The sequence below is a fragment of the Staphylococcus sp. MB377 genome (genome assembly GCF_001922505.1).
GTDB lineage: Bacteria > Bacillota > Bacilli > Staphylococcales > Staphylococcaceae > Staphylococcus > Staphylococcus haemolyticus.
The window spans coordinates 1-22,607 of sequence record NZ_MAON01000011.1 but is presented as its reverse complement, the minus strand read 5'-3'; the positions used below and the strand labels follow the sequence as shown (position 1 = coordinate 22,607).

Annotated in this window: 21 protein-coding genes and 1 pseudogene; 14 read left to right on the top strand and 8 right to left on the bottom strand. The window is 33.2% G+C overall.

What is annotated here, in order from left to right; all coding sequences use genetic code 11:
• Positions 1 to 93: 93 nt before the first annotated feature.
• The gene (locus tag BB045_RS02145) at positions 94 to 300 is read right to left on the bottom strand and encodes a hypothetical protein (protein ID WP_011274822.1); all 207 of its coding nucleotides are present in this window, start codon (positions 298 to 300) and stop codon (positions 94 to 96) included.
• A gap of 232 nt (positions 301 to 532) precedes the next feature.
• Here BB045_RS02145 and BB045_RS02140 point away from each other — a divergent pair, with 232 nt between their 5' ends.
• The 3 genes from BB045_RS02140 to BB045_RS02130 all read left to right on the top strand — a co-directional run bounded on the left by BB045_RS02140 (position 533) and on the right by BB045_RS02130 (position 4,874).
• Positions 533 to 1,402, top strand: a complete 870-nt coding sequence (locus tag BB045_RS02140; protein WP_070580957.1) for an SDR family oxidoreductase — start codon at positions 533 to 535, stop codon at positions 1,400 to 1,402.
• A 143-nt stretch (positions 1,403 to 1,545) separates the two neighbouring features.
• Positions 1,546 to 2,121, top strand: coding sequence for a sugar O-acetyltransferase (locus BB045_RS02135; RefSeq protein WP_070580955.1), 576 nt, complete (start codon positions 1,546 to 1,548; stop codon positions 2,119 to 2,121).
• A gap of 248 nt (positions 2,122 to 2,369) precedes the next feature.
• Positions 2,370 to 4,874 (top strand): glycosyltransferase, encoded by a 2,505-nt coding sequence (locus tag BB045_RS02130; RefSeq protein WP_075140442.1) that lies wholly within the window; start codon positions 2,370 to 2,372, stop codon positions 4,872 to 4,874.
• 180 nt (positions 4,875 to 5,054) lie between these two features.
• On the opposite strand, the gene BB045_RS02125 is transcribed toward BB045_RS02130, so the two are convergent.
• Complete coding sequence (locus tag BB045_RS02125) at positions 5,055 to 6,005, bottom strand: NAD-dependent epimerase/dehydratase family protein (protein WP_070580951.1); 951 nt, start codon at positions 6,003 to 6,005, stop codon at positions 5,055 to 5,057.
• Positions 6,006 to 6,282: 277 nt separating this feature from the next.
• Here BB045_RS02125 and pruA point away from each other — a divergent pair, with 277 nt between their 5' ends.
• Positions 6,283 to 7,827, top strand: coding sequence for an L-glutamate gamma-semialdehyde dehydrogenase (pruA, locus tag BB045_RS02120; protein WP_053025579.1), 1,545 nt, complete (start codon positions 6,283 to 6,285; stop codon positions 7,825 to 7,827).
• A 705-nt stretch (positions 7,828 to 8,532) separates the two neighbouring features.
• Here pruA and BB045_RS02115 read toward each other — a convergent pair.
• Together BB045_RS02115 and BB045_RS02110 are read right to left on the bottom strand one after the other, a co-directional pair.
• Positions 8,533 to 8,979, bottom strand: coding sequence for a VOC family protein (locus tag BB045_RS02115; RefSeq protein WP_070580949.1), 447 nt, complete (start codon positions 8,977 to 8,979; stop codon positions 8,533 to 8,535).
• Positions 8,980 to 9,091: 112 nt separating this feature from the next.
• Positions 9,092 to 9,640, bottom strand: coding sequence for a TetR/AcrR family transcriptional regulator (locus BB045_RS02110; protein ID WP_070580947.1), 549 nt, complete (start codon positions 9,638 to 9,640; stop codon positions 9,092 to 9,094).
• A gap of 320 nt (positions 9,641 to 9,960) precedes the next feature.
• Here BB045_RS02110 and BB045_RS02105 point away from each other — a divergent pair, with 320 nt between their 5' ends.
• Both BB045_RS02105 and BB045_RS02100 read left to right on the top strand, forming a co-directional pair.
• Positions 9,961 to 10,431 (top strand): hypothetical protein, encoded by a 471-nt coding sequence (locus BB045_RS02105; protein WP_011274829.1) that lies wholly within the window; start codon positions 9,961 to 9,963, stop codon positions 10,429 to 10,431.
• Between the two features lie 175 nt (positions 10,432 to 10,606).
• Positions 10,607 to 11,557 (top strand): CorA family divalent cation transporter, encoded by a 951-nt coding sequence (locus tag BB045_RS02100; RefSeq protein WP_070632602.1) that lies wholly within the window; start codon positions 10,607 to 10,609, stop codon positions 11,555 to 11,557.
• 74 nt (positions 11,558 to 11,631) lie between these two features.
• On the opposite strand, the pseudogene BB045_RS02095 reads toward BB045_RS02100, so the two are convergent.
• Positions 11,632 to 11,932 (bottom strand): annotated as a pseudogene (locus BB045_RS02095) (YrhK family protein).
• A 90-nt stretch (positions 11,933 to 12,022) separates the two neighbouring features.
• Here BB045_RS02095 and BB045_RS02090 point away from each other — a divergent pair.
• Positions 12,023 to 12,544 carry a methylated-DNA--[protein]-cysteine S-methyltransferase gene (locus tag BB045_RS02090; protein ID WP_037551570.1) on the top strand — a complete coding sequence of 174 codons (522 nt, stop codon included), beginning with the start codon at positions 12,023 to 12,025 and terminating at the stop codon, positions 12,542 to 12,544.
• Positions 12,545 to 12,633: 89 nt separating this feature from the next.
• Here the strand turns inward: BB045_RS02090 and BB045_RS02085 are convergent, their stop codons facing one another.
• Entirely contained in the window at positions 12,634 to 13,800 is a 1,167-nt protein-coding gene (locus BB045_RS02085) for a hydroxymethylglutaryl-CoA synthase (protein WP_070580943.1), read from the bottom strand.
• Positions 13,801 to 14,094: 294 nt separating this feature from the next.
• Between BB045_RS02085 and BB045_RS02080 the strand changes: the two genes are divergently transcribed.
• Positions 14,095 to 15,246 carry a thiolase family protein gene (locus BB045_RS02080; RefSeq protein WP_070580941.1) on the top strand — a complete coding sequence of 384 codons (1,152 nt, stop codon included), beginning with the start codon at positions 14,095 to 14,097 and terminating at the stop codon, positions 15,244 to 15,246.
• A 4-nt stretch (positions 15,247 to 15,250) separates the two neighbouring features.
• Positions 15,251 to 16,528, top strand: a complete 1,278-nt coding sequence (locus BB045_RS02075) for a hydroxymethylglutaryl-CoA reductase, degradative (RefSeq protein WP_070580939.1) — start codon at positions 15,251 to 15,253, stop codon at positions 16,526 to 16,528.
• Between the two features lie 101 nt (positions 16,529 to 16,629).
• Here the strand turns inward: BB045_RS02075 and BB045_RS02070 are convergent, their stop codons facing one another.
• Positions 16,630 to 17,064 carry a CHAP domain-containing protein gene (locus tag BB045_RS02070; protein ID WP_059747656.1) on the bottom strand — a complete coding sequence of 145 codons (435 nt, stop codon included), beginning with the start codon at positions 17,062 to 17,064 and terminating at the stop codon, positions 16,630 to 16,632.
• A gap of 597 nt (positions 17,065 to 17,661) precedes the next feature.
• Positions 17,662 to 17,877 (bottom strand): sterile alpha motif-like domain-containing protein, encoded by a 216-nt coding sequence (locus tag BB045_RS02060; RefSeq protein ID WP_070580938.1) that lies wholly within the window; start codon positions 17,875 to 17,877, stop codon positions 17,662 to 17,664.
• A gap of 191 nt (positions 17,878 to 18,068) precedes the next feature.
• Here BB045_RS02060 and cidR point away from each other — a divergent pair, with 191 nt between their 5' ends.
• From cidR to BB045_RS02035, 5 genes are all read left to right on the top strand, one after another.
• Positions 18,069 to 18,953 carry a cidABC operon transcriptional activator CidR gene (gene cidR, locus BB045_RS02055; protein ID WP_053025592.1) on the top strand — a complete coding sequence of 295 codons (885 nt, stop codon included), beginning with the start codon at positions 18,069 to 18,071 and terminating at the stop codon, positions 18,951 to 18,953.
• 298 nt (positions 18,954 to 19,251) lie between these two features.
• Positions 19,252 to 19,638, top strand: coding sequence for a CidA/LrgA family protein (locus tag BB045_RS02050; RefSeq protein WP_053025594.1), 387 nt, complete (start codon positions 19,252 to 19,254; stop codon positions 19,636 to 19,638).
• Position 19,639: 1 nt separating this feature from the next.
• Complete coding sequence (locus tag BB045_RS02045) at positions 19,640 to 20,326, top strand: LrgB family protein (RefSeq protein WP_053025597.1); 687 nt, start codon at positions 19,640 to 19,642, stop codon at positions 20,324 to 20,326.
• 52 nt (positions 20,327 to 20,378) lie between these two features.
• On the top strand, positions 20,379 to 22,118 hold the full coding sequence (locus BB045_RS02040; protein WP_037538548.1) for a pyruvate oxidase: 1,740 nt from the start codon (positions 20,379 to 20,381) through the stop codon (positions 22,116 to 22,118).
• 191 nt (positions 22,119 to 22,309) lie between these two features.
• On the top strand, positions 22,310 to 22,607 hold a 298-nt coding region (locus BB045_RS02035), incomplete at its 3' end, for a transposase family protein (RefSeq protein ID WP_142236910.1).

Genomic DNA, 22,607 nt, shown 5'->3' with positions numbered 1-22,607 from the left:
TCATTGTCCTACTACTTCGAATTTGCAAAATAGTATCAATATATTATTTATGTCCTAGACTACTATTGTATTTGTAAAGATTATACAGCTAACTTAGAAAAAATCAGATGGTTTAAAATTTTCTAAATTTAAGTCTTTATAATTATTAAAATCAAAATTGGATATATTTTGAACAAGTTCACCGTTTTTGGCTTGATTATAATAATAATTTGCTTCGTTCATTACATCATGATCTTGGAATGTCTTTACAACGCCAAGAATGATAAGCAATGCAATAATACCTTTCAATAAACCTCTCATAGAATGTCGCACTCCTTTTTCTGTAATATCTCGTTAGTGGCTTTAGTTGTTTTTTTAATAGAAGTTTAATTTAATTATATAGGCTTTCTAATAAAATTGCATGATACTAGAGAACTGACTTTTTATCGTTCTAAAGTTGTAATAAGTAGAACTGCCCTATGCAACTTGATCCTTTGTTTCAAAAGAGTCTTGATTGGGAACGGTTAAGTAAATGGATAAGGAGTGAAAATGAATGAATCTATTAGAATTCCATAAACAAATTAAAGGTTATACTCAAAATCGTCAACCAGGAACAGAGAAAGACATGAATCCTAGACCCATTTCAGAACTAGATGAATATAAAGCAGCTGGTAAATTGCAAGGTAAAGTTGCATTAATCACTGGTGGTGACTCAGGGATTGGTCGCTCTGTTGCAATCTTGTTTGCTAAAGAAGGCGCTAATGTAGCTATTGGTTATTATGACGAGCATGAAGATGCAGAGGAAACTGTTAATCGTCTTAAAGAGATTGGCGTAAAGGCTGAAGCTTATGCTCATGATTTAAAAGATGCACAGCAATCTAAAAAATTAGTGCAACAAGTTGTTCAAGACTTTGGTGACCTGAATATTCTAGTTAATAATGGGGCGGTCCAATATCCTCAGGATAGTTTCATGGACATTACGCCTGAACAATTTAAAGATACATTCGAAACAAATATATTTGGCATGTTCTTCTTATCACAAGCTGCCGTTCCATATTTAAGTGACAACGATACAATTATTAATACGACAAGTGTGACGGCGTATCGTGGTTCTGGTCATTTAATTGATTATGCTTCAACTAAAGGTGCGATTGTTTCATTTACACGTTCACTAGCAACGACACTAATGGAGAAAAATATTCGAGTTAATGGCGTGGCACCAGGTCCAATTTATACTCCGTTAATTCCTGCTACTTTTGATGAGGACAAAGTAGAGAACCAAGGTGGAAACACACCAATGGGTCGACGTGGACAACCAGCTGAACTAGCGCCAGCCTATGTGTTTCTTGCTACAAATGCGGATAGTTCTTACATCACTGGTCAAATCATACATGTTAATGGTGGCGATTATATTACAACTTAAAAGTAAGCTTCTTATATTGAGCCATAAAGGTGTTGAGTGCCTTTATGGCTTATTATATGTTGAAAAAGGGAGTGTTTCCGTGCGAAAACCACTTAATTTGTTTAAACTGTAATATAAATATTAAATGAAGGTGGGTAAGTACAATGACAGAAAAAGAAAAGATGTTAGCACACCAGTGGTATGATGCCAATTTTGATAAAGATTTGGAAACTGAACGAGTACGTGCAAAAGATTTATGTTTTGACTTTAACCAAACGCGTCCGAGTGATGACAGTAGAAGACAGGCAATATTAACTGAATTATTTGGTTATACATTAGAGAATGTCGCAATTAATAGTCCGTTCGATACAGATTATGGTTGGAATGTTAAATTAGGCAAAAATGTATTTGTTAATAGTAATTGTTATTTTATGGATGGAGGAGGCATCACAATAGGTAATGATGTATTTATAGGGCCATCTTGTGGATTCTATACTGCGCATCATCCATTAACATCTAAAGAACGTAATGCAGGATTAGAGTTAGCACAGCCGATTACGATTGGAAATAATATTTGGTTTGGTGGCAATGTCGTTGTCACACCTGGTGTAACGATTGGAGATGGTTCAGTTATAGCAGCAGGAAGTGTCGTAACTAAAGATGTACCACCAAATAGTTTAGTTGCCGGTGTACCAGCTAAAGTAATAAGAGAGATAAATGAAAATGGTGCATCTAAATAGTCATTTCATAGGTCAGGTATAAATAACCTTTGAGTCGTCCAGTGGCCCAAAGTTTTTTTGTATCTAAGAATTTAATATATAAAATAAATTAGTTGCATAATATATAATATAGATAAATGATATAATGTATTTGGAGTGTATATGGGAGTTTATCTCCATACATACTTAAGAATCAAAATGTAACTCAAAACATTCATTTTATGACATCAACTTTAGAAACGAAATACAACTTAGAAAGGAAAATGAATATGACACTGAAAACATTTTTACAAAATCAAAGTCGACGTAAATTCAAATTTATAACGACGCCTTTACAAAGAAGAAATAACTCAGCTTATACACGTAAAATAATGCGTTATGCGCAAAATTATGAAGCGAATAAACTTAAACAACACGATATTCTATACCAAGTAAGAGATGGAAAGAGTATTACAGATAGTCCTTATGCTATCTTTAAACGTTTGATTCATCATCCTAAATATCGTAAATATACGCATAAATGGGTCGTCGACACTACCGAAACGTTAGAATTTTATAAAAAGAAATTTGAGAAATACAAAAATATTGAATTCGTGATTAAAGAATCTCCAGAGTATTTAAGGGCACTAACCGAATGTAAGTATTTAATTAACAACTCAACATTTCCAGCCTATTTCATTAAAAAGCCTGATCAAATTTATGTGAACACATGGCATGGGACGCCACTCAAATATATGGGTCTAGACCTTGAAAATGGCTTACGTGGTTCGCAAAATATTATTAAAAACTTTTTATCGAGTGATTATATCATAAGTCCTAATCGCCATACGTCAGAAATTTTTAAAAGGGCATTTAGATTGGATAACATTTATGGTGGGCAAATTTTAGAAATTGGATATCCAAGAATAGATCTTACATTGAATAGTGATTCAAAAATGCTCATTAATGAATTAAAATCTTACATTGATATTACTGATGAGAAAATATTGTTATATTGTCCAACTTGGAGAGGTGATGATGTCAACACGCCTGAGGAAAGTTTAAATCATATTGTGGAAGAAGTTGAAAAGTTGAAACTTCTTCTTGATTATCAAGTATTAGTAAAGGTACATCCATTTATTTATAAAAAAGCAATTAAAAATGAGGCACTAAAACCATATCTTATTCCAGATTATTTTGATACAAATGAAATATTGGCGTTTGTTGATTTAATGATAACGGATTATTCAAGTATCTTCTTTGACTATTTAGTCACAAATAAACCCATTGTCTTTTATACACCTGACTACGAAGCATATCAATTTGAAAGAGGAATGTATATCAATGCTCAAGATTTACCGGGACCGGTTGTGCATACCATTGATGATGTTGTACAAGTGATACAACAGAAAACATATCAATTAAGTAAGGTGCAACATAACTATCAAACGTTCAAAAATACGTATACGTATCTAGATGATGGAAATGTTACTGACAAGGTGATTGACCGGGTATTCACCTCAAAACATAAACGTAAAAAGGAAAAGAAATGTGCTAAAAAACGACTATTAATTTATCCTGGTGGAATGAAAAATAATGGTATTACCTCTTCTGTTATCAATTTATTAGAGAATATTGATTACAATCAATATGACGTTACACTATTTACAAATCGAAGTAATAATGAAGAAATCTTGAATAATCTGAATAATGTTAACCAAAATGTAAGAATTATTTTAAGAGTTGGCCCATTAGCAGCGTCGTTAAAAGAGACGTATAAAGTAGACTTCGTCAGACAACGAGGGCTAAAAAGTGCATTAGAACGTTTCTTATATCCAAAACATGTATATGAACGTGAGATGCGCAAAGTATTAGGTGAAAGTCAATTTGATTATGCGATAGATTTCAGTGGGTATTCTATGTTTTGGGCGAATCTTATTTTAGCTACGACTGCTAAACGTAAATTGGTCTACCTTTATAGTGATATCAAAGCAGATATGGAGAGAACCGTAAATGGTGTGAAACCGCATTATCAAAATTTAAAAGGTTTGATAACATTATATGATCAATTTGATAAACTGGTATGTGTTTCTGATGCATCAAAAGAACAAAATATGCGCAATATAGCTAAAAAAGCACTAAATAAGAAATTTGTAGCGTCAACAAACACGATTAATTTAAGTAAAATATCGCAATTCATGTTAGATGATGCTGATCAATTTGAGAAAAATAATGTACCGGTGCTCGTCAGTGTGAATAAAGGGAAAGTGACGTCGGTACCTTTTAAAGAGGATGATTTTAAAATTGTGTCGGTTGGTCGTTTATCACCTGAAAAAGGATTTGATTTATTAATTGAAGCGGTTGGCAAGGTTATCGTGCATTATCCTAATACGAAATTATATATTATGGGAGAAGGTCCATTAAGACATAAATTAGAACAACAAATTCGTAAGTTGAAGTTAGAACAGCATGTCTTTTTATTAGGACAACGAAAAAATCCATTCTATATTATGAAACAAGCAGATGTTTTATCGTTAACGTCTTATTATGAAGGCCAATCAATGGTTCTACTTGAAGCACTATCACTTGGTATGAACGTATTGGCATCGGATATCATTGCGAATCGTTATGTATTAAACAATGGTAAGTATGGGATGTTAGTGAGTCATGATGTCAATGATATTAAGCACGGCTTAGAGCGTTTTATCAAACATCAAACACCACATTATGAGACGTTTAACGCTCAAGAATACAATCAATTAGCGATAGAAGAGTTCTATAAACTTCTAAAATAATCAGTAAATACAATATCTATTAAACTTAAAGAATTCTTGATCCAAAAAGCGTTTGAATGTGTATTAATCATGATTGAATAATGCATGTAGCAATTCCATTGGTTAATTAAAATGATAAAAAGACAATTTCTATTGAAATTAAATAGAGATTGTCTTTTAAATTTATCTGAGTCGATTGTTTTATAATTTTACTTTATGTTCTTTATTATATGCCAAATAAGATTGAATGCCCTTGGCTATATCATATTGAGGATGATAACCCAATGATTCAAGTGGTGTAATGTCAGCACAAGAATGCTTAATATCTCCAAGTCTTGGTGCTTTAAATTGGCATGGGATACTGTACTTGAAGCCCTTCTCAAACGCTTTAAAAACTGCTTTCAGATTTGTTTGTATGCCCGTACCTATGTTGAATATTGAACCACTTGTTGTTGGGGTATTAAGCACAAGCCACATAGCGTCAATTAAATCATTAATGTAAACAAAATCACGAGTTTGTTCACCATCACCATAGAAGGTAAATTCAGTTTGATTCGTAAATTTATGATTCATTATTGATATGACACCTGAATAATCCGAGTTAGGATTTTGTCTTGGGCCATAAACATTAAAGAATCTGAGACAAGCGCAGGGAATATCGAATAAATGATTGTAAATCTTAGCATACTGTTCTCCAGCGTATTTCTGTATTGCATATGGAGATAATGGCGACGGTTTAGAGAGAGAAACGGATTTAGGTAAACTTGGTAGATCACCGTAAATGGCTGCCGATGACGCAAATATGAATTTCTTAATTTGCTTATTATACGTTCGAATGGTTTCTAAAAGATGAACTGTGGCATCAATATTAATTTGATTAGATAATGATGGTTTCTCAATCGTTTCAACAACACTCACCATGGCTGCTAAATGAATAACATAATCAAATTGTTCTTGACGTATTAAGTGCGTTACAAACTCAAAATCGGTGATATCCTTTACGTAAATATATTCTTTATTAACAAAGGGAATATTATGTAAGTATCCGGAACTTAAATTATCTATGACATGTACCTCGATATTTTGCTTAACAAAATGTTCGGCTACATGTGAACCAATGAATCCTGCTCCGCCTGTAATTAATGCTTTCATGTGTGAACTTCCTTTTCTTGATGTCGTTAAATTGTGTAAATTTATTATACCTTATTTTTATAAAAATATAAAATTATAATAATATAGTTAGATTGTTTCGAGAAATAAGCCATCTCTGACTAATAATTAAAACTTTTCAGATAATTTTAATGTAAGCGATTGCAAAAATAACCCGAAGCATAGTAGAATGAAATTAATGACACAAATTATCATTTTAAGTAAGTCATTGTTTTACTGATTTTTATAATTCTTACAAATACATAGGGGGTAATTAAGAATGGTAGTACCTTTCAAAAATGAACCTGGGATTGATTTTTCAGTACAAGAAAATGTAGAAAGATTTCAAAAAACGTTAGAGCAAGTTAAAAGTGAACTTGGTCAAACACTTCCAATTGTGATTGACGGTGAGCACATTACTAAAGATGATACATTTGATTCAATTAATCCAGCTAATACAACGGAATTAATTGCTAAAGTATCTAAAGCTACTAAGGAAGATGTAGATAAAGCGTTTGAATCTTCAAACAAAGCTTATAAAACATGGCGTCAATGGTCACATAAAGATCGTGCAGAGTTATTATTACGTGTTGCAGCAATTATTCGTCGTCGTAAAGAGGAAATCTCTGCAGTCATGGTATATGAAGCAGGTAAACCTTGGGATGAAGCTGTAGGCGATGCTGCAGAAGGTATCGACTTTATAGAATACTATGCACGTTCAATGATGGAATTAGCAGATGGTAAACCGGTATTAGATCGTGAAGGGGAACATAACAAGTACTTCTATAAATCAATTGGTACTGGTGTTACAATTCCACCATGGAATTTCCCATTTGCAATTATGGCTGGTACAACATTAGCACCAGTAGTAGCTGGTAACACGGTTCTATTGAAACCTGCTGAAGATACAGTATTAACAGCGTATAAATTAATCGAAATCTTAGAAGAAGCGGGTCTACCTAAGGGTGTTGTTAACTTTGTACCTGGTGATCCGAAAGAAATCGGTGACTATTTAGTTGATTCTGTTCATACACATTTTGTTACATTTACAGGTTCACGTGCAACAGGAACTCGTATTTACGAACGCAGCGCAGTTGTTCAAGAAGGACAAACATTCTTAAAACGTGTTATTGCAGAAATGGGCGGTAAAGATGCGATTGTCGTTGATGAAAATATTAATACTGATTTAGCTGCAGAATCAATTGTAACGTCAGCATTTGGTTTCTCAGGCCAAAAATGTTCTGCATGTTCACGTGCCATCGTACACAGTTCAGTGTATGATGAAGTATTAGAAAAAGCGGTAGCATTAACTAAAGAATTAACAGTTGGTAATACTGTAGATAATACATTCATGGGTCCTGTTATTAATAAAAAACAATTCGACAAAATTAAAAAATATATCGAAATTGGTGGGAAAGAAGGTAAAATTGAAATCGGTGGCGAAGCTGATGATTCAACAGGTTACTTCATTAAACCAACAATTATTTCAGGATTAAAATCATCTGATCAAGTAATGCAAGAAGAAATCTTTGGTCCAGTGGTTGGCTTTACTAAATTTGATAATTTCGAAGAAGCAATTGAAATTGCGAATGATACAGACTATGGCTTAACAGGTGCAGTTATTACAAATAATCGTGAAAACTGGATTAAAGCTGTTAATGAATTCGAAGTAGGTAACTTATATCTTAACCGTGGATGTACTTCAGCAGTTGTAGGATATCATCCATTTGGTGGATTTAAAATGTCTGGTACAGATGCTAAAACAGGTAGCCCAGATTACTTATTAAACTTCTTAGAACAAAAAGTAGTTTCAGAGATGTTCTAAGCCATTAAGATCAATATATATCATGTTCAATAAAATTTAAAATAACATTTTTAAATAAATAGTCAGTAGATGAATGCAGTCCATTCATTTACTGACTTATTTTTATTTCATTAAAGTTGAGATGATTGTCTAGGGGGTAAAGAAATTCTCAGATGAATTTTTACTCATTTTAGTTGCGACGCTTTCTTGCAGGAAAGGCTCGTGCCTGTATTCCTCTAAAGGCGTTCGTTAGATAGATGATTACTCACATAAGCTGCTTCGCGTTCCTGAGATGCCGTCTCAGCCTGTAGTCTTCGACTGGCACTGCTCCCCTAGGAGTCTTCGCAATTATGTTTTGTATTCTATCTTAGAACGTCTTACACAAGTGCAACAGCACTTGTGTTCAATAATTAAAACGCCAAGAGTCACGCAACAATATTCATAATTCATCTTTTGAACTACTTACTTAAGTGCTCAAGCACTTAAGTTACTTTTCACTAGCTTGCTTTGTTTGTAGATTTTCTTGTTGAAAATCTCTTTGCTGAGCCCCATTCCCAAACTCTATTTATTATCTATATCAACGCTACTTTCTTAAATGAGTATGACTTTAATGTTAAATAAAAAAAGCAAATTCTATAGTACTTCAATAGAATTTGCTTCTAACTAATCTATGAATTGGATGTCATAACATCTTTGATTAGTAGTTTAATAAAATCAATGTGATTATTAATTAAGTTGTGTATAGTCTTGGCCATGTAACATCCAACGTACGCCATATTTATCTGTAAAGGCGCCCATTTTTCCACCCCAGAATTGTTCTTTGAGTGGCATTTCAATGTCTATTGAGTCATGATCTTTAATTTTATCGTAAAATTGTTGAACTTTATCTGAATCGTCTTGATTGTTAACATCGAAATCAATAAGTAATGAAATTCCATTATTGATGTTCTCTACACGTCCGAATGAATCAGAGCATAAAATTTTAACACCTAGTACTTCAAATTCAGCGTGCATTGTAGCTTCTGCAGCCTGTTCTTTTGTCATGCCAAATTGTTCCGCTTGTTCTTCGCTCACTTCTAATTTTTTGATGTTTGTTGCGCCAAATACTTCTTCGTAATATGCTATTGCGTCTTTTGCTTTTTCAAAGGCTAAATATGGAAATAATTCAGTCATGATAAAACCCCTTTAGTTAGTTTGTAACTCAGTCCATTATATAATGAATAGATGTAAATAGCGATTAATATACGGTCGTGTAACTTTGAACAAAATGGAATGAGTATTCTAATTAATCATGTGCTTTGACATTGATAAGTTTATGAAAGATTTGGTCCATTTGCTTAGGTTTAATCTCGACATTTTCATTCTTTTTCCAATCGATAAATGCATTTAGTACCGAACCGAACACATAGAATACTAGGCTTTTCGGTACTACATTATCAACAGTAATACGATGCATGTTGGTTTTGAAATCCTTTTGCATTATTTCAATTAAATAATTATTGCGAACATCTTCAAACTCTTTATCGTTATATTGCTTAAGTTCAATTCGAGATATCTCTTCCTTATTGAAGGAATTAGCTAAAGCTTGAAAAGGATTATTCAAACGTTCTTTAATATTAGTCGCAAAATAGTCATTGTGTGTTAACTTTAATAGGTATTTCAACAATTCGTATTTATCGTAAAAATGTTTATAAAAAGTAGTGCGATGAACACTAGCATGCTTACAAATTTTATTAACCGTTAATGTTGTAAACATCTCTTGTTCGAGCAATGAATATAAGCTATCAGTTAATGCCTTTTTAGTTTTAATTACCCGTAAGTCTTTATCATTCAAAATTGTTCTCCCCTAACATAGATAGAAGAATCTAATAAATTTGGTGAAACATAATATTTAATTATAGATTATATAAATACATAAATAAACATGCATTTACATTAAAAATGTAAATTACGTATAAAAAATAAACTGATTAAAAATAAGAAATGTATTGTGTAATGAATTTGGTAAAGCGTTTTAAAGCGTTTTGAAAGGGTATATGATATCCAAATAGAAACATTGTTTAACTACTAAAAATAAAATTGCAATTTTTATAAATTTATTTTATTTTCCAAGTCTTATTTTATAAATACATTCTATATTGGAGGATTTTAATTATGAAAGGTACTAAACAATTAGATCAAATTAAAGAAGATAATAAGAAGCAACTTAAAAAATTATTCAAATATGATAAAGATAATGCATTAACATTTAGCAAAGAAGATCGTGAAAAAGTTCAAGACAAATTTGGCGTATATGTTATTTTCGATAAAAAGACGCCTATCTTCGTTGGTCAAACAGGTGGCTATTCTACAGGTTACCAATTAATTACAAAAGACTTATTTAATAAATTAGGTCAATATAATTTAAAATCAGGTGTCGGCACTACTAAATTTAAAAAAGGTTTAGCACAAAAAAAAGGTGTTAATGAAGAGGATATTAAATCAATTACAGCTGAAGATTATAATTTGAAATTCCAATATGTCAATGTTAAAGATGAACCAGCGTTTATTAATGTTTTAGAAATTTTAGCAATTGAATATGCTAAAGATAAAGGTTATGAATTATATAATTTTAACCAAAACTAATGACATCAATTGATAAGTATAAATGAATTGTTATAAGTGGTTAGGACGATTGTGGGGCTAGGACTATGAATGAATATTGAATTCTTTCCTATTCGACATGATAGTCCTAACCTTTTGTTTTCATTTTCTGAAAAGTGGTATTGATGAGTAAAACTTAACTAAAGTAGGGGATACTATGGCAATTCGTGTCCATTTTCAAGACCAAGCAGATCACTTCCATACTGCATGTATATTTTCAGCTATTCCTGAGGATGCCAAACTTGTGTGGATTGATTTTGAGAATCCGACGAAAAACGATCAAGCATTACTCACTCAACGATTCAATATTGCTAGACACCACATTGAGGAATCTGTATTTACAGTTACGAGACCTAAAGTTAGTAATCACCCACAGAAACAGCATTTATATTTAATATTGCATGCGATTAGCCATAATAATTTCTCAGCAGAACCATTGAGTATTACTGTTAAGGGTAATTGGCTAATCACGGTCCATAAATATCCTATGAATGTATTATCAGATATCATTACGTCATTCAATAAGTCACCTAAAGCTATAACTGCGATTGAACTAACAACTATCATGGTTGATAAGATTACACATCAATACTTTAAATATGTGGATCATGTTGAAGACACTGTTTTCTCTTTTGAGGATCAAAATGTAGATAAAGTCAATAACCGTAAATTAATGGATGACGTATATAATATTCGTTCTGAAATGATTAAACTGAAACGTGTGCTCATTCCTATGGAGCAACTCCTAAATGAAATAATAGATGAATCACCATTAGACGTATCACACGAATATCAACTATTGATTAAACATATTCATAGTAGAATATTAAGACAAACAGATACGTTGATGGCATGTGAGCACATCACAGATGATATTAAAGATAATAATGAGTCTTACCGTTCTAATAGAATTAACGGTGTGATGGATATCTTAACCATTATTTCGTCTATATTCTTTCCGCTATCATTTTTAACAGGTTGGTATGGCATGAACTTCTCTTATATGCCAGAACTTGATTGGCATTATAGTTATTTCGTCTTTATTGCTACTTCATTAGTGGTTGTTGTTTCACTCATTACTCTTTTCAAAAAGAAGGACTGGTTCTAGCGCAAACAAAATAAGCGTATGATTCTACAAGTGTTAGATTCATACGCTTATACCTATTAATGTTGCTTCTCTTCCTATAGGAGCCGTTTATATTTGCGTTTGTAATATTTAGACAGTTTCATGTCATGGACAAAAGAGATCACAGGTCGTGCTGTCATTTGAATACTTCCAACTACGAATAGTATCGTGCCGGCAATCCATTGTTTGGTCACAAAAAAATAGAAAACTACCTATTAAAAATATAATGCCCAGTACGATATCGTTGATTTGGTATAGGGCTTTGTAGAAGAATGAAATTTGCTTCGCATGATCATCTTCATTAAATTGACTGGTATTAAAATGTAAATCAACATCATCTTTATTTAAACCAGCCATTTTAACACCTCCATTATTTTAAGTAATAACATACTTCCCGTTGTACTTTGACATGAAACTTCTTCATAATGGTCAGAAAGGAGTGGTATGATGTCTTATTCAATGCTTTACGAATCTCCCGTACAAAATTTAGAACTCATTAGTGATGGTGAGTCACTTACACATGTACTCTATAAATATAGTGACACAACGGTTACTCATCCAACAAATCCTGATTTAGAAATTTTTAAAAAAGTGGTTGAGTGGTTAAATGAATATTTCTCAGGAAATCGTCCGCAAATTGATTTTTCAATTAAACCGGAAGGCACTGATTTTCAAAAAAGTGTGTGGCGAAAGCTACAAGAAATAGAATATGGACAATTAAAAACGTATGGTGATCTAGCGAAACGCGTAGGTGAAGAACGTAATAAGCCGAATATGTCTGCACAAGCAGTAGGTGGTGCAGTAGGTAGCAATCCGATTTCTATTATTATTCCATGCCATCGCGTGGTTGGAAAAGATGGAAGTTTAACAGGATATGGTGGCACGATTAATCATAAAATTAAATTACTTGAACTTGAGAAAGTAGATATGACTAAATTGTATAGACCTAAAAATTCAACTAAACCATAACACCTTTATATTTACCCATTAATTAAGAGGCGTTCGAGACAAGAGCCTAAATTGCTCTTGTCTCGAACGCCTCTTAATTAATGTCAATGTTATTGAGGAATATGATATTGACGTATATCGTCTTGAATAGTTTCTAAGTAGTAAATAGACTTATCGTCATCTGTTTGTTCAGTAGCGTGGTCGAATTCTAAATCATCGAATCGCTTGAAGAAACTTTCATAGTCTTCAACTGAAACTTCTTGACGTTCGTTCAATAAGGCTTTATGTCCTTCAATATCTAATTGTTTTTCATAGCCTTCGACTAGCGTAGCACTAAAGAATTCTCCTACAGAACCAGATCCATAGCTAAACAATCCAATAGTTTGACCACCCTTAAGCGATCTATTCTCTAATAATGAAATTAAACTTAGATATAAAGACCCAGTATAAATATTACCTACATAACGATTATAATATACTGCATCTTCATATCCAGATGTTAAACGTTCTTGCGTCGTTTCATCGGCATCATTGATAATTGAGTCTAAAGCTTTCTTACCCATTTTAGTGAAAGGTACGTGGAAACATAATGACTCAAAGTCAGATAATGTTTTTCCTTCACGTCGAGCATATTCGTTCCAACTTTCTTGGAATGATTTGATATATGCATCTTTAGATAATGCACCGGCAACTAATGGATATTTATGTCCAGTTGGTCTCCAGAAGTCATACACATCTTCAGTATATGCAACGGCATCATCATTCAATTCTAAGATACTTGGATTATTTGAAATCAACATAGCTACGGCACCAGCACCTTGTGTCGGTTCGCCACCAGATTGAATACCATATCGAGCTGTATCACTTGCGATAACAAGTACCTTTTCATTAGGTCGTTTCTCAATGTAGTCTTTAGCTAATTGAATTGCAGGTGTTGCAGCATAGCAAGCTTCTTTCATTTCGAAGCAGCGTGCGAATGGCTGAATACCTAGTAAATTGTGAATTTGTACTGCAGAAGCTTTTGCATTATCGATTGCAGATTCAGTTGCTACAATGACCATTCCAATATTTTTTTTATCATCATCTGTTATAATATCTTTAGCAGCATTAGCCCCCATAGATACAATATCTTGTGATACTGGACTGACTGCCATTTGAGTTTGACCAATCCCAATTAAAAATTTATTTGGATCAACTTGGCGAGCTTCTGCAAGCTTAGCCATGTCTACATAGTATTTAGGTACGTAAAAGTTAATTTTATCGATTCCTATACTCACGGGCACTACATCCTTTCGTTATTCTAATTTTATAATTCATATTAATAGTAGCATTTTGAGACAATTTCATTTAAAATGCTCACTAATAGAAAGCGTTTTCATACGAAAAGTTAAATGCAATAACGCATGTCGTTTAATATAGTAATATAATAAAATACGTGAAACTGCATGGTATAACATTGAGTGTGAGATAACTTCTATCGGCTATTATTAATAATCATATTAATAGTTATTTTACCAAATTAAATAACTAAATTACAATTTATATATAAACTACATATAAGGAGATAAAGAATGAAAAAAATTGCTATAGTTAGTGCTAAAAGAACGCCAATCGGTAGATATAAAGGTAAATTAAGAAATTATTCTGCAGTTGAATTGGGAACGACAGCTTTGAAAGGTGCAATCGATTCAGCAAATATTGACCCTAATATAATACAACAAGTTATCTTTGGTAACGTGCTACAAAGTGGTGTAGGACAAAATCCAGCACGTCAAATTGCGATTAAAGCGGGTGTACCTGATACAACACCAGCTATGACAATTAATGAGGTATGTGGATCAGGTCTTAAAGCAATTATATTAGGGAAACAGTTAATTCAACTAGGTGAAGCGGATATTGTTGCAGTGGGTGGAGTTGAAAGTATGACAAATGCCCCACAATTAATCTTAAAAGAAGGTCAAGAACCAGTGGAAAGCTTTATGCATGATGGTTTAACAGATGCCTTTCATTATGTACCAATGGGTGTAACAGCTGAGAACATAGCTGAAAAATATGACATCACGCGTGAAATGCAAGATGAGTTCGCAAACCATTCACAAGCTAAAGCTGCTAAAGCGACGCAAGATGGTAAATTTAATAATGAAATTATCGGTATGACTGACGCGGAAGGGGAACAAATGACTTCTGATGAAGGTGTTCGTCCAAATAGTAGTGTCGAGAAGCTTGCAACATTAAAGACAATTTTCAAAGAAGATGGAACAGTAACTGGTGGTAATGCTTCAAGTATTAACGATGGTTCATCTGCACTCATTTTAATGGAGGAATCATATGCTAAAGCGCATGGTTACGACATTTTAGGAATCGTTGGAGATTATGCGGAAGTAGGTTGTGATCCTCAATATATGGGCTATGCACCATTCTATGCTGTTGAGAAACTACTTGATAAAACGGATAGCAAAATCGATGATGTTGATATTGTAGAAATGACTGAAGCATTTGCCGCACAAAGTATACCAGTCAAAGACAATTTGCATATTCCAGATGAAAAATTAAATATCTATGGCGGTGCTATTGCACTAGGACACCCAATTGGTGCCAGTGGTGCTAGATTAGTCACTACTTTAGTGAACGCACTTGAACAAGAAAATAAACGTACGGGTATTGCTACAGCATGTATTGGTGGAGGATTAGGTATCGCTCTAATGATTGATAAAGGGGAATAATGCTATGAAGAGTTTAGATAAGAAATTTCGACATTTATCTCGTGAAGATAAATTAAAACAACTTGTTGATTATGGATGGTTAACAGATGCTAATTATGATGTTTTACTAAAAAATCCATTAATTAATGAAGAAGTTGCGAATAGCTTAATTGAGAATGTAATTGGTCAAGGCACATTGCCTGTAGGTTTATTACCTAAAATCATTGTCGATGATAAAGAATATGTTGTACCGATGATGGTTGAAGAACCTTCTGTAGTAGCTGCTGCAAGTTATGGCGCTAAGTTAGTCAATAATACAGGTGGTTTTAAAACTATTAAGAGTGAACGACTAATGATTGGTCAAATTGTATTTGATGACGTAAGTGATACCGATGACTTGGCACAAGCAATTTACGATTTAGAACCACAAATTGAACAGATTGTAGCTGAAGCTTACCCATCAATTATAGAACGTGGTGGTGGATACAGACGTATTGAAATTGATACGTTCCCAGAGAATCAACTATTGTCTTTAAAAGTATTTGTAGATACTAAAGATGCAATGGGCGCCAATATGCTTAATACAATCTTGGAAGCTATAACTGCACATATGAACAATGAGTTTCCAGATCGCGATGTGCTTATGAGCATTTTGTCTAACCATGCCACAGCCTCAGTAGTACGAGTTCAAGGTGAAATTGATATCAAAGATTTAAATAAAGGTGATCGTTCTGGTGAAGAAGTAGCACAACGCATGGAGCGTGCTTCTGTACTAGCACAAGTCGATATACATCGTGCTGCAACACACAATAAAGGTGTTATGAATGGTATTCACGCCGTAGTCTTAGCAACTGGTAATGATACACGCGGAGCAGAAGCAAGTGCACATGCATATGCCGGTCGTGATGGACAATATAGAGGTATTGCGACTTGGAAGTTTGATAAAGAACGTGGTCGCTTAGTCGGAACAATAGAAGTACCGATGACATTAGCAATTGTTGGTGGTGGTACGAAAGTATTGCCAATTGCGAAAGCATCACTTGAATTATTAAATGTTCAATCAGCACAAGAATTAGGTCAAGTTGTTGCTGCTGTAGGATTGGCACAGAACTTTTCAGCATGTAGAGCCTTAGTTTCTGAAGGTATTCAAAAAGGTCATATGAGTTTACAATACAAATCATTAGCAATCGTAGTAGGTGCTCAAGGTGATGAGATTGCTCGTGTTGCCGAAGCATTGAAAACTGCGCCTAAAGCAAATACTGCTACGGCTCAACAAATTTTAAAAGATTTACGACAACAATAACAATATATAGAAAAGCCACTACTTATGAGTGAGGTACTTAATTCAATACCTCGATTCATAAATAGTGGCTTTTATTTATCATTTATATGTCATTATTTATTTTAGTAGATGTAATTATAACTACGTGCAGACCATTTACTTAAGTAGCGAGTTCCGTATGCATTCGGTCTATTGTAATTGTATTCAGAAACTTTAATACTACCGTTACTATATACACGCTCAACTACAGCAACGTGGCCATAATATCCTGCAGTAGATTGCATTACTGCGTAGCGTTTAGGCGTGTGACCAGTTCTATAACCAGAGCGTTGTGCATTGTAATACCAGTTCTTTGCATTTCCCCAACGATTTGATATTGGTTTACCTAGTTGAGCACGACGTTGGTATGCCCACCAAGTACATTGACCTTTCGTATAGTAGTTATATGAAGCGGCTTCAGATACGTGCGTGTGTTCAATGTTTTGATATGTAAAAGTCCCTGCGAACATGATTCCAGTAGCGAGTAAAAGACGTGAAAATAATTTTTTAAATTTCATTTTTGTTCCCTTCAAAATATAAAAGAATTAAAAACTGTATTAATCATATTCGTTAAAAAGGTCTAATACAATATAAGAAACGAATTATACAAGTAACTGTAATATATATGAAATATAACAGCGTAATTTGTAACTTATTTTACATTAAAGTAATTTTACACAATTTAAGATAGCAACACGGTAATGTCTTAAAGTTCAAAGCATTACTTAATTTTAAATGTGAAATTGATTTGAAGTTTACCCTATAAAAAAAGCACCATTAAGGCGCTTAGAAATAAAAATAATATATTAAATTCACCTATTATATTCGCAGTAGCTGACTGAACTGAGAAGATGCGCTAATCAGCTATTCTCAGCTCTAGTAATCTTTGCGGGGTGTGCGGGGCTTCAGCAAAAAAATTTCACTAAGAAATTCTACAAGCAATGCAAGCTGGGGATCGGGGCCCTAGCAAAAAGAATTTCACTAAGAAATTCTACAAGCAATGCAAGCTGGGGATACAACGAATTCAAATAAAATTCTGTCCCACTCCCAAAAAAAGCGCCATAAAGGCGCTTGGTGAGATGATACGTCCATGATGTATAATAACAAGTTAGAAATCATACATTTGTGAATTGGTTAAAAACAGCCAATGCTCTTTTAACGATAGTCACGGGTATGTTTTCTGAACATGGATTATTTCGAAAATATGACAATACTTCTGCTTGGCTCTTCACTTCTCTAGGGAAATTGCTATCTTGATTAATCCAATTTACCAATTCACCTAATGGTGTGTCATCACCAACGAAATTTTGCATAAATTCGTAAAAGCTCAATGCCTCACCTCTTCAATCAATTTGAGCCTATGTGATTATAACATTTTTTTATAATGAAACATATAGGGTCTGACATTGAATTTGAATTAGACTTGTTCTCGGAAATATTTAGTTTAACTTTACATATTTTTATTTTCTCAAAATATTTCGTGTATAATGAAATTACAATAATGAACAAAGAGGGTGAGCATTTGGACATCAAACATATGAAATATTTTATGGAAGTAGTTAATCAAGGTGGTATGACAAATGCTTCGAAATCTCTATACATAGCGCAGCCGACGATTAGTAAAGCAATTAAAGATATAGAAAATGAATTGAAAATGACATTATTTGATCGTCAAAAGCGTCACCTCGTACTCACTGATGCGGGTAAAATATTCTATAAAAAGTGTGAGGAAATTATAGCGTTATATGATAATATTCCTTTCGAAATTAATGGGCTATTAGGATTAGAAACAGGTCATATCAATATAGGTATGTCTGCAGTAATGGACATGCAACAATTTATCTACATACTAGGGGAGTTTCACAAGCTCTATCCAAACGTTACGTATAATTTAAATGAAAGTGGCGGTAAATCTATAGAGACGCGACTTATTAATGATCAAATTGATATTGGAATTACAACAATTCCAATAGATGAGAACGTCTTTGACTGTTTACCGTTATATAGTGAAGATTTGAGATTAGTTGTAAGTAAAGAACATGACCTTGCAGCACGTGATTCTGTTACAATGGCAGAACTTAAGAATGAAGATTTTATATTGTTTAACGAAGACTTTTACCTTAATGATAAAATTATTGCCGCAGCTAAAAATGCAGGTTTTCTCCCAAATACGGTTTCAAATGTCTCGCAATGGAACTTTATTGAGTATCTGTTGCTAGCACGTTTAGGTGTAAGTATCTTACCAGAGCACATCGCTAACATGCTCAAAGACAATATCAGAAGTATTAAGATTGAGGATACTGGAATGAGTTGGGAATTAGGTGCAATTTGGAAAAAGGATAAACTGTTAAGTCACGCTACCTCTAAATGGATAGAATTTATGAGCAAGAGATTAAAATATGACTAAATAATACTTCATAACAACAAGCAGAATAAATAGGTAAATAAAAATAGAGAAGCGTTTAAACGAAACGCTTCTCTATTTTTATTTGCATATGTTGGGTTCGTTCCGAACGCAATAATATTGTCATCGAAATTCAATCACACCAATACGTATAGTTGTTAAAGCGATTACATAGAAAAAAACTATAGGTGGTATTTAAAATGGATATTTTTCTATTTACTTAGGTTGAATTAGAATGATGAATGTAGGTTTAAATTTCACTGTAACAATTTCGACATATTTTAGTGGGAGGTCAGTCATCTTGAAAAAAGTATTATTTATTTCAAAAGTTATCATACAAATTGCCATTATCATAGTCATTAGTTACTTAGGTAGTTTATTGCAAACATTATTGCATATACCACTAGCTGGAAGTATCGTAGGCATGATAATGTTGTACATTTTACTTGAACTGAAAGTGATACGTATGAATTGGATATCTGACGGCGCAGAATTTCTATTAGCTACAATGGTGTTTTTCTTTATACCTTCTGTAGTAGGAATAATGGATGTTGTTTCTGATATTACAAAGAGTTATATCATTTTCTTCTTATTAATTATTGTAGGTACAAGTTGCGTTGCACTAGCTTCTGGTTACATCGCTGAAAAAATGGTTAAACAACCTAACGTTAAGAGAGGTCGTCAATAGTATGACATTCATTCAAGCTATCTTAATGATATTGTTGACCGTCGTTATGTATTTTGCTGCAAAAAAGCTACAACAAAAATATGATAATCCATTTTTGAACCCAGCGTTAGTAGGTTCGGTCGGTGTCATTATTGTATTATTGTTAACACATCAAAACTATCATGATTATATGACAGGTGGTAAATGGATCAATCATTTATTGAATGCCACTGTTGTATGTTTAGCTTACCCACTATATAAGAATCGACATAAAATTATTGAGAATTTAAGTATTATCTTTTCAAGCGTGATGGTTGGCGTAATACTTAATTTTATGTTAGTGTTTACCTCGTTAAACTTATTGGGTTACGACGAGGAGACGATAGTAACAATATTACCACGTTCAATAACAGCTGCTGTAGGTATCGAAGTATCACAGGAATTAGGTGGTACTGATACGATTACAGTATTATTCATTATAACTACAGGTTTAATAGGTAGTATGATGGGATCAATGTTATTGAAATTAGGTAATTTTAAGACCTCTATTGCCAGAGGGTTAACATATGGGAATGCATCACACGCTTTTGGTACCGCAAAAGCATTAGAACACGATAATGAATCTGGTGCATTCAGTTCAATTGGAATGATATTAACTGCTGTAATTAGTTCGATACTTATTCCAATTATGATTATTTTATTCTACTAAAGGGAATATATATATTGTACTCGTTTAAAAAGAGAAAGGAGCTATTGTAATAATGGCGAAGATAAAAGCAAACGAAGCATTAGTTAAAGCGTTAGAAGCATGGGATATTGATCACTTATATGGTATTCCAGGGGATTCAATTGACGCAGTAGTAGATAGTTTACGTACTGTTAGAGACTCATTTAAATTCTATCATGTACGTCATGAAGAAGTAGCAAGTTTAGCTGCAGCTTCATACACTAAAATGACAGGTAAAATTGGGGTAGCATTAAGTATTGGTGGTCCTGGTATCGTTCACTTATTAAATGGTATGTACGATGCAAAAATGGATCGCGTACCTCAATTAATTTTAGCAGGTCAAACAAATAGTACTTTATTAGGTACAAAAGCTTTCCAAGAAACAAACATTACTGATATGGTTTCAGATGTATCTGTATATAATCACCAAATTCAAAAAGGTGATAACGTATTTGAAATTGTTAACGAAGCTATTCGTACAGCATATGAAAAACGTGGTGTAGCAGTAGTTGTATGTCCTAATGACTTATTAACTCAAAAAATTAAAGACACAACTCATCGTGCTATAGACACTACTAAACCAAAAGCACCAACTCCAACATTACGTAGCATTAAAAAAGCTGCAAAATTAATCGATAAAAGTAAAAAACCAGTAATGATTATTGGTGTAGGTGCACAAAATGCTAAAGATGAATTACGTGAATTTGTAGAAGCGGCTAAAATTCCAGTAATTCATACGTTACCAGCTAAAACAATCATTCCTGATGATCACCCATATAGCATCGGTAACTTAGGTAAAATCGGTACAAAAACATCTTACCAAACAATTCAAGATGCCGATTTATTAATCATGGCAGGTACTAACTACCCTTACGTTGACTACCTACCTAAGAAAAATATTAAAGCAATTCAAATTGATACAAACCCAGATGTAATTGGACATCGTTTCAGTGTCAATGTTGGTATCGTTGGTGACGCGAAACTTGCTTTCCATCAATTAACTGATGTTATCAAACACGTACCTCAACGCCCATTCTTAGAAAAAACATTAGAACGTAAAGCTGTTTGGGATAAATGGATGGAACAAGATATGAATCAAGAAAGCACACCAATCCGCCCAGAACGTTTAATGAAATCAATTAGTAAATATAGTGACGATGATGCTGTATTCTCAATCGATGTAGGTACATCTACAGTTTGGTCAACACGTTACCTAAACTTATCAGTAAATAATAAATTTATTATTTCTTCTTGGTTAGGTACAATGGGTTGCGGACTTCCAGGAGCAATTGCTTCTAAAATCGCTTTCCCTAAACGTCAAGCTATCTCAATTAGCGGTGACGGCGCATTCCAAATGGTAATGCAAGACTTTGCAACTGCTGTTCAATATGACTTACCAATGACAATTTTTGTTATGAATAACAAACAATTATCATTTATTAAATATGAACAACAAGCTGCAGGTGAATTAGAATATGCCATTGATTTCTCTGATATGGACCATGCTAAATTCGCTGAAGCTGCAGGCGGTAAAGGTTATGTATTAAAAGATCCTAGCCGTATCGATGAAGTAGTAGAAGCAGCGTTAAATGAAAATGTACCAACAATCGTTGATGTACATGTTGATCCAAATGCTGCACCATTACCAGGTAAAATTGTTAATGAAGAAGCAATCAACTATGGTAAATGGGCTTACAGATCAATTACTGAAGATAAAAAATTAGACTTCGACGAAATTCCACCAATTTCTGTCGCTGCTAAACGTTTCTTATAAGAAATAGATTCGACACACTGACGAAAGCAATGCTTTTGTCAGTGTTTTTTTATGAATATTTGGCTCTATAATAAATTGGACTGATGACTAAAAATCATCAGTCCAATTTTTATGTTTGAATACAAAAATAGCGCAATTACCTCTATAATTATTAGCTACCAAACAAAATAAAAAAGAAAGGTAATGCGCCTATGTGTAAGTCTATATTAAATACATTAAGAATTAAAGATAAAAATCTAAATTTTTCAGATGAAGTGATTGAGAAAAAACATAAAGGACGAATGAGCTTGTTTTACTATGCCGAGCTCACTTATCAACCTACACATTGTGAAAATTGTTCAACTAAAAATGAAAATTTCTCTATAGTAAAAAATGGTAAGAAAACCTCAACGATTACTTTACTTAAAATTATGGAAATGCCCGCTTATTTAGAACTTCAAAAACAAAGATTTTATTGTAAATCATGTGACAGTCATTTTACTGCTAAAT

Bases quoted from the DNA above. Each gene is read 5' to 3' on its own strand.
- BB045_RS02145 (WP_011274822.1), bottom strand. From the start codon at position 300: ATGAGAGGTTTATTGAAAGGTATTATTGCATTGCTTATCATTCTTGGC.
- BB045_RS02140 (WP_070580957.1), top strand. From the start codon at position 533: ATGAATCTATTAGAATTCCATAAACAAATTAAAGGTTATACTCAAAAT.
- BB045_RS02135 (WP_070580955.1), top strand. From the start codon at position 1,546: ATGACAGAAAAAGAAAAGATGTTAGCACACCAGTGGTATGATGCCAAT.
- BB045_RS02130 (WP_075140442.1), top strand. From the start codon at position 2,370: ATGACACTGAAAACATTTTTACAAAATCAAAGTCGACGTAAATTCAAA.
- BB045_RS02125 (WP_070580951.1), bottom strand. From the start codon at position 6,005: ATGAAAGCATTAATTACAGGCGGAGCAGGATTCATTGGTTCACATGTA.
- pruA (WP_053025579.1), top strand. From the start codon at position 6,283: ATGGTAGTACCTTTCAAAAATGAACCTGGGATTGATTTTTCAGTACAA.
- BB045_RS02115 (WP_070580949.1), bottom strand. From the start codon at position 8,979: ATGACTGAATTATTTCCATATTTAGCCTTTGAAAAAGCAAAAGACGCA.
- BB045_RS02105 (WP_011274829.1), top strand. From the start codon at position 9,961: ATGAAAGGTACTAAACAATTAGATCAAATTAAAGAAGATAATAAGAAG.
- BB045_RS02100 (WP_070632602.1), top strand. From the start codon at position 10,607: ATGGCAATTCGTGTCCATTTTCAAGACCAAGCAGATCACTTCCATACT.
- BB045_RS02090 (WP_037551570.1), top strand. From the start codon at position 12,023: ATGTCTTATTCAATGCTTTACGAATCTCCCGTACAAAATTTAGAACTC.
- BB045_RS02080 (WP_070580941.1), top strand. From the start codon at position 14,095: ATGAAAAAAATTGCTATAGTTAGTGCTAAAAGAACGCCAATCGGTAGA.
- BB045_RS02075 (WP_070580939.1), top strand. From the start codon at position 15,251: ATGAAGAGTTTAGATAAGAAATTTCGACATTTATCTCGTGAAGATAAA.
- BB045_RS02070 (WP_059747656.1), bottom strand. From the start codon at position 17,064: ATGAAATTTAAAAAATTATTTTCACGTCTTTTACTCGCTACTGGAATC.
- BB045_RS02045 (WP_053025597.1), top strand. From the start codon at position 19,640: ATGACATTCATTCAAGCTATCTTAATGATATTGTTGACCGTCGTTATG.
- BB045_RS02040 (WP_037538548.1), top strand. From the start codon at position 20,379: ATGGCGAAGATAAAAGCAAACGAAGCATTAGTTAAAGCGTTAGAAGCA.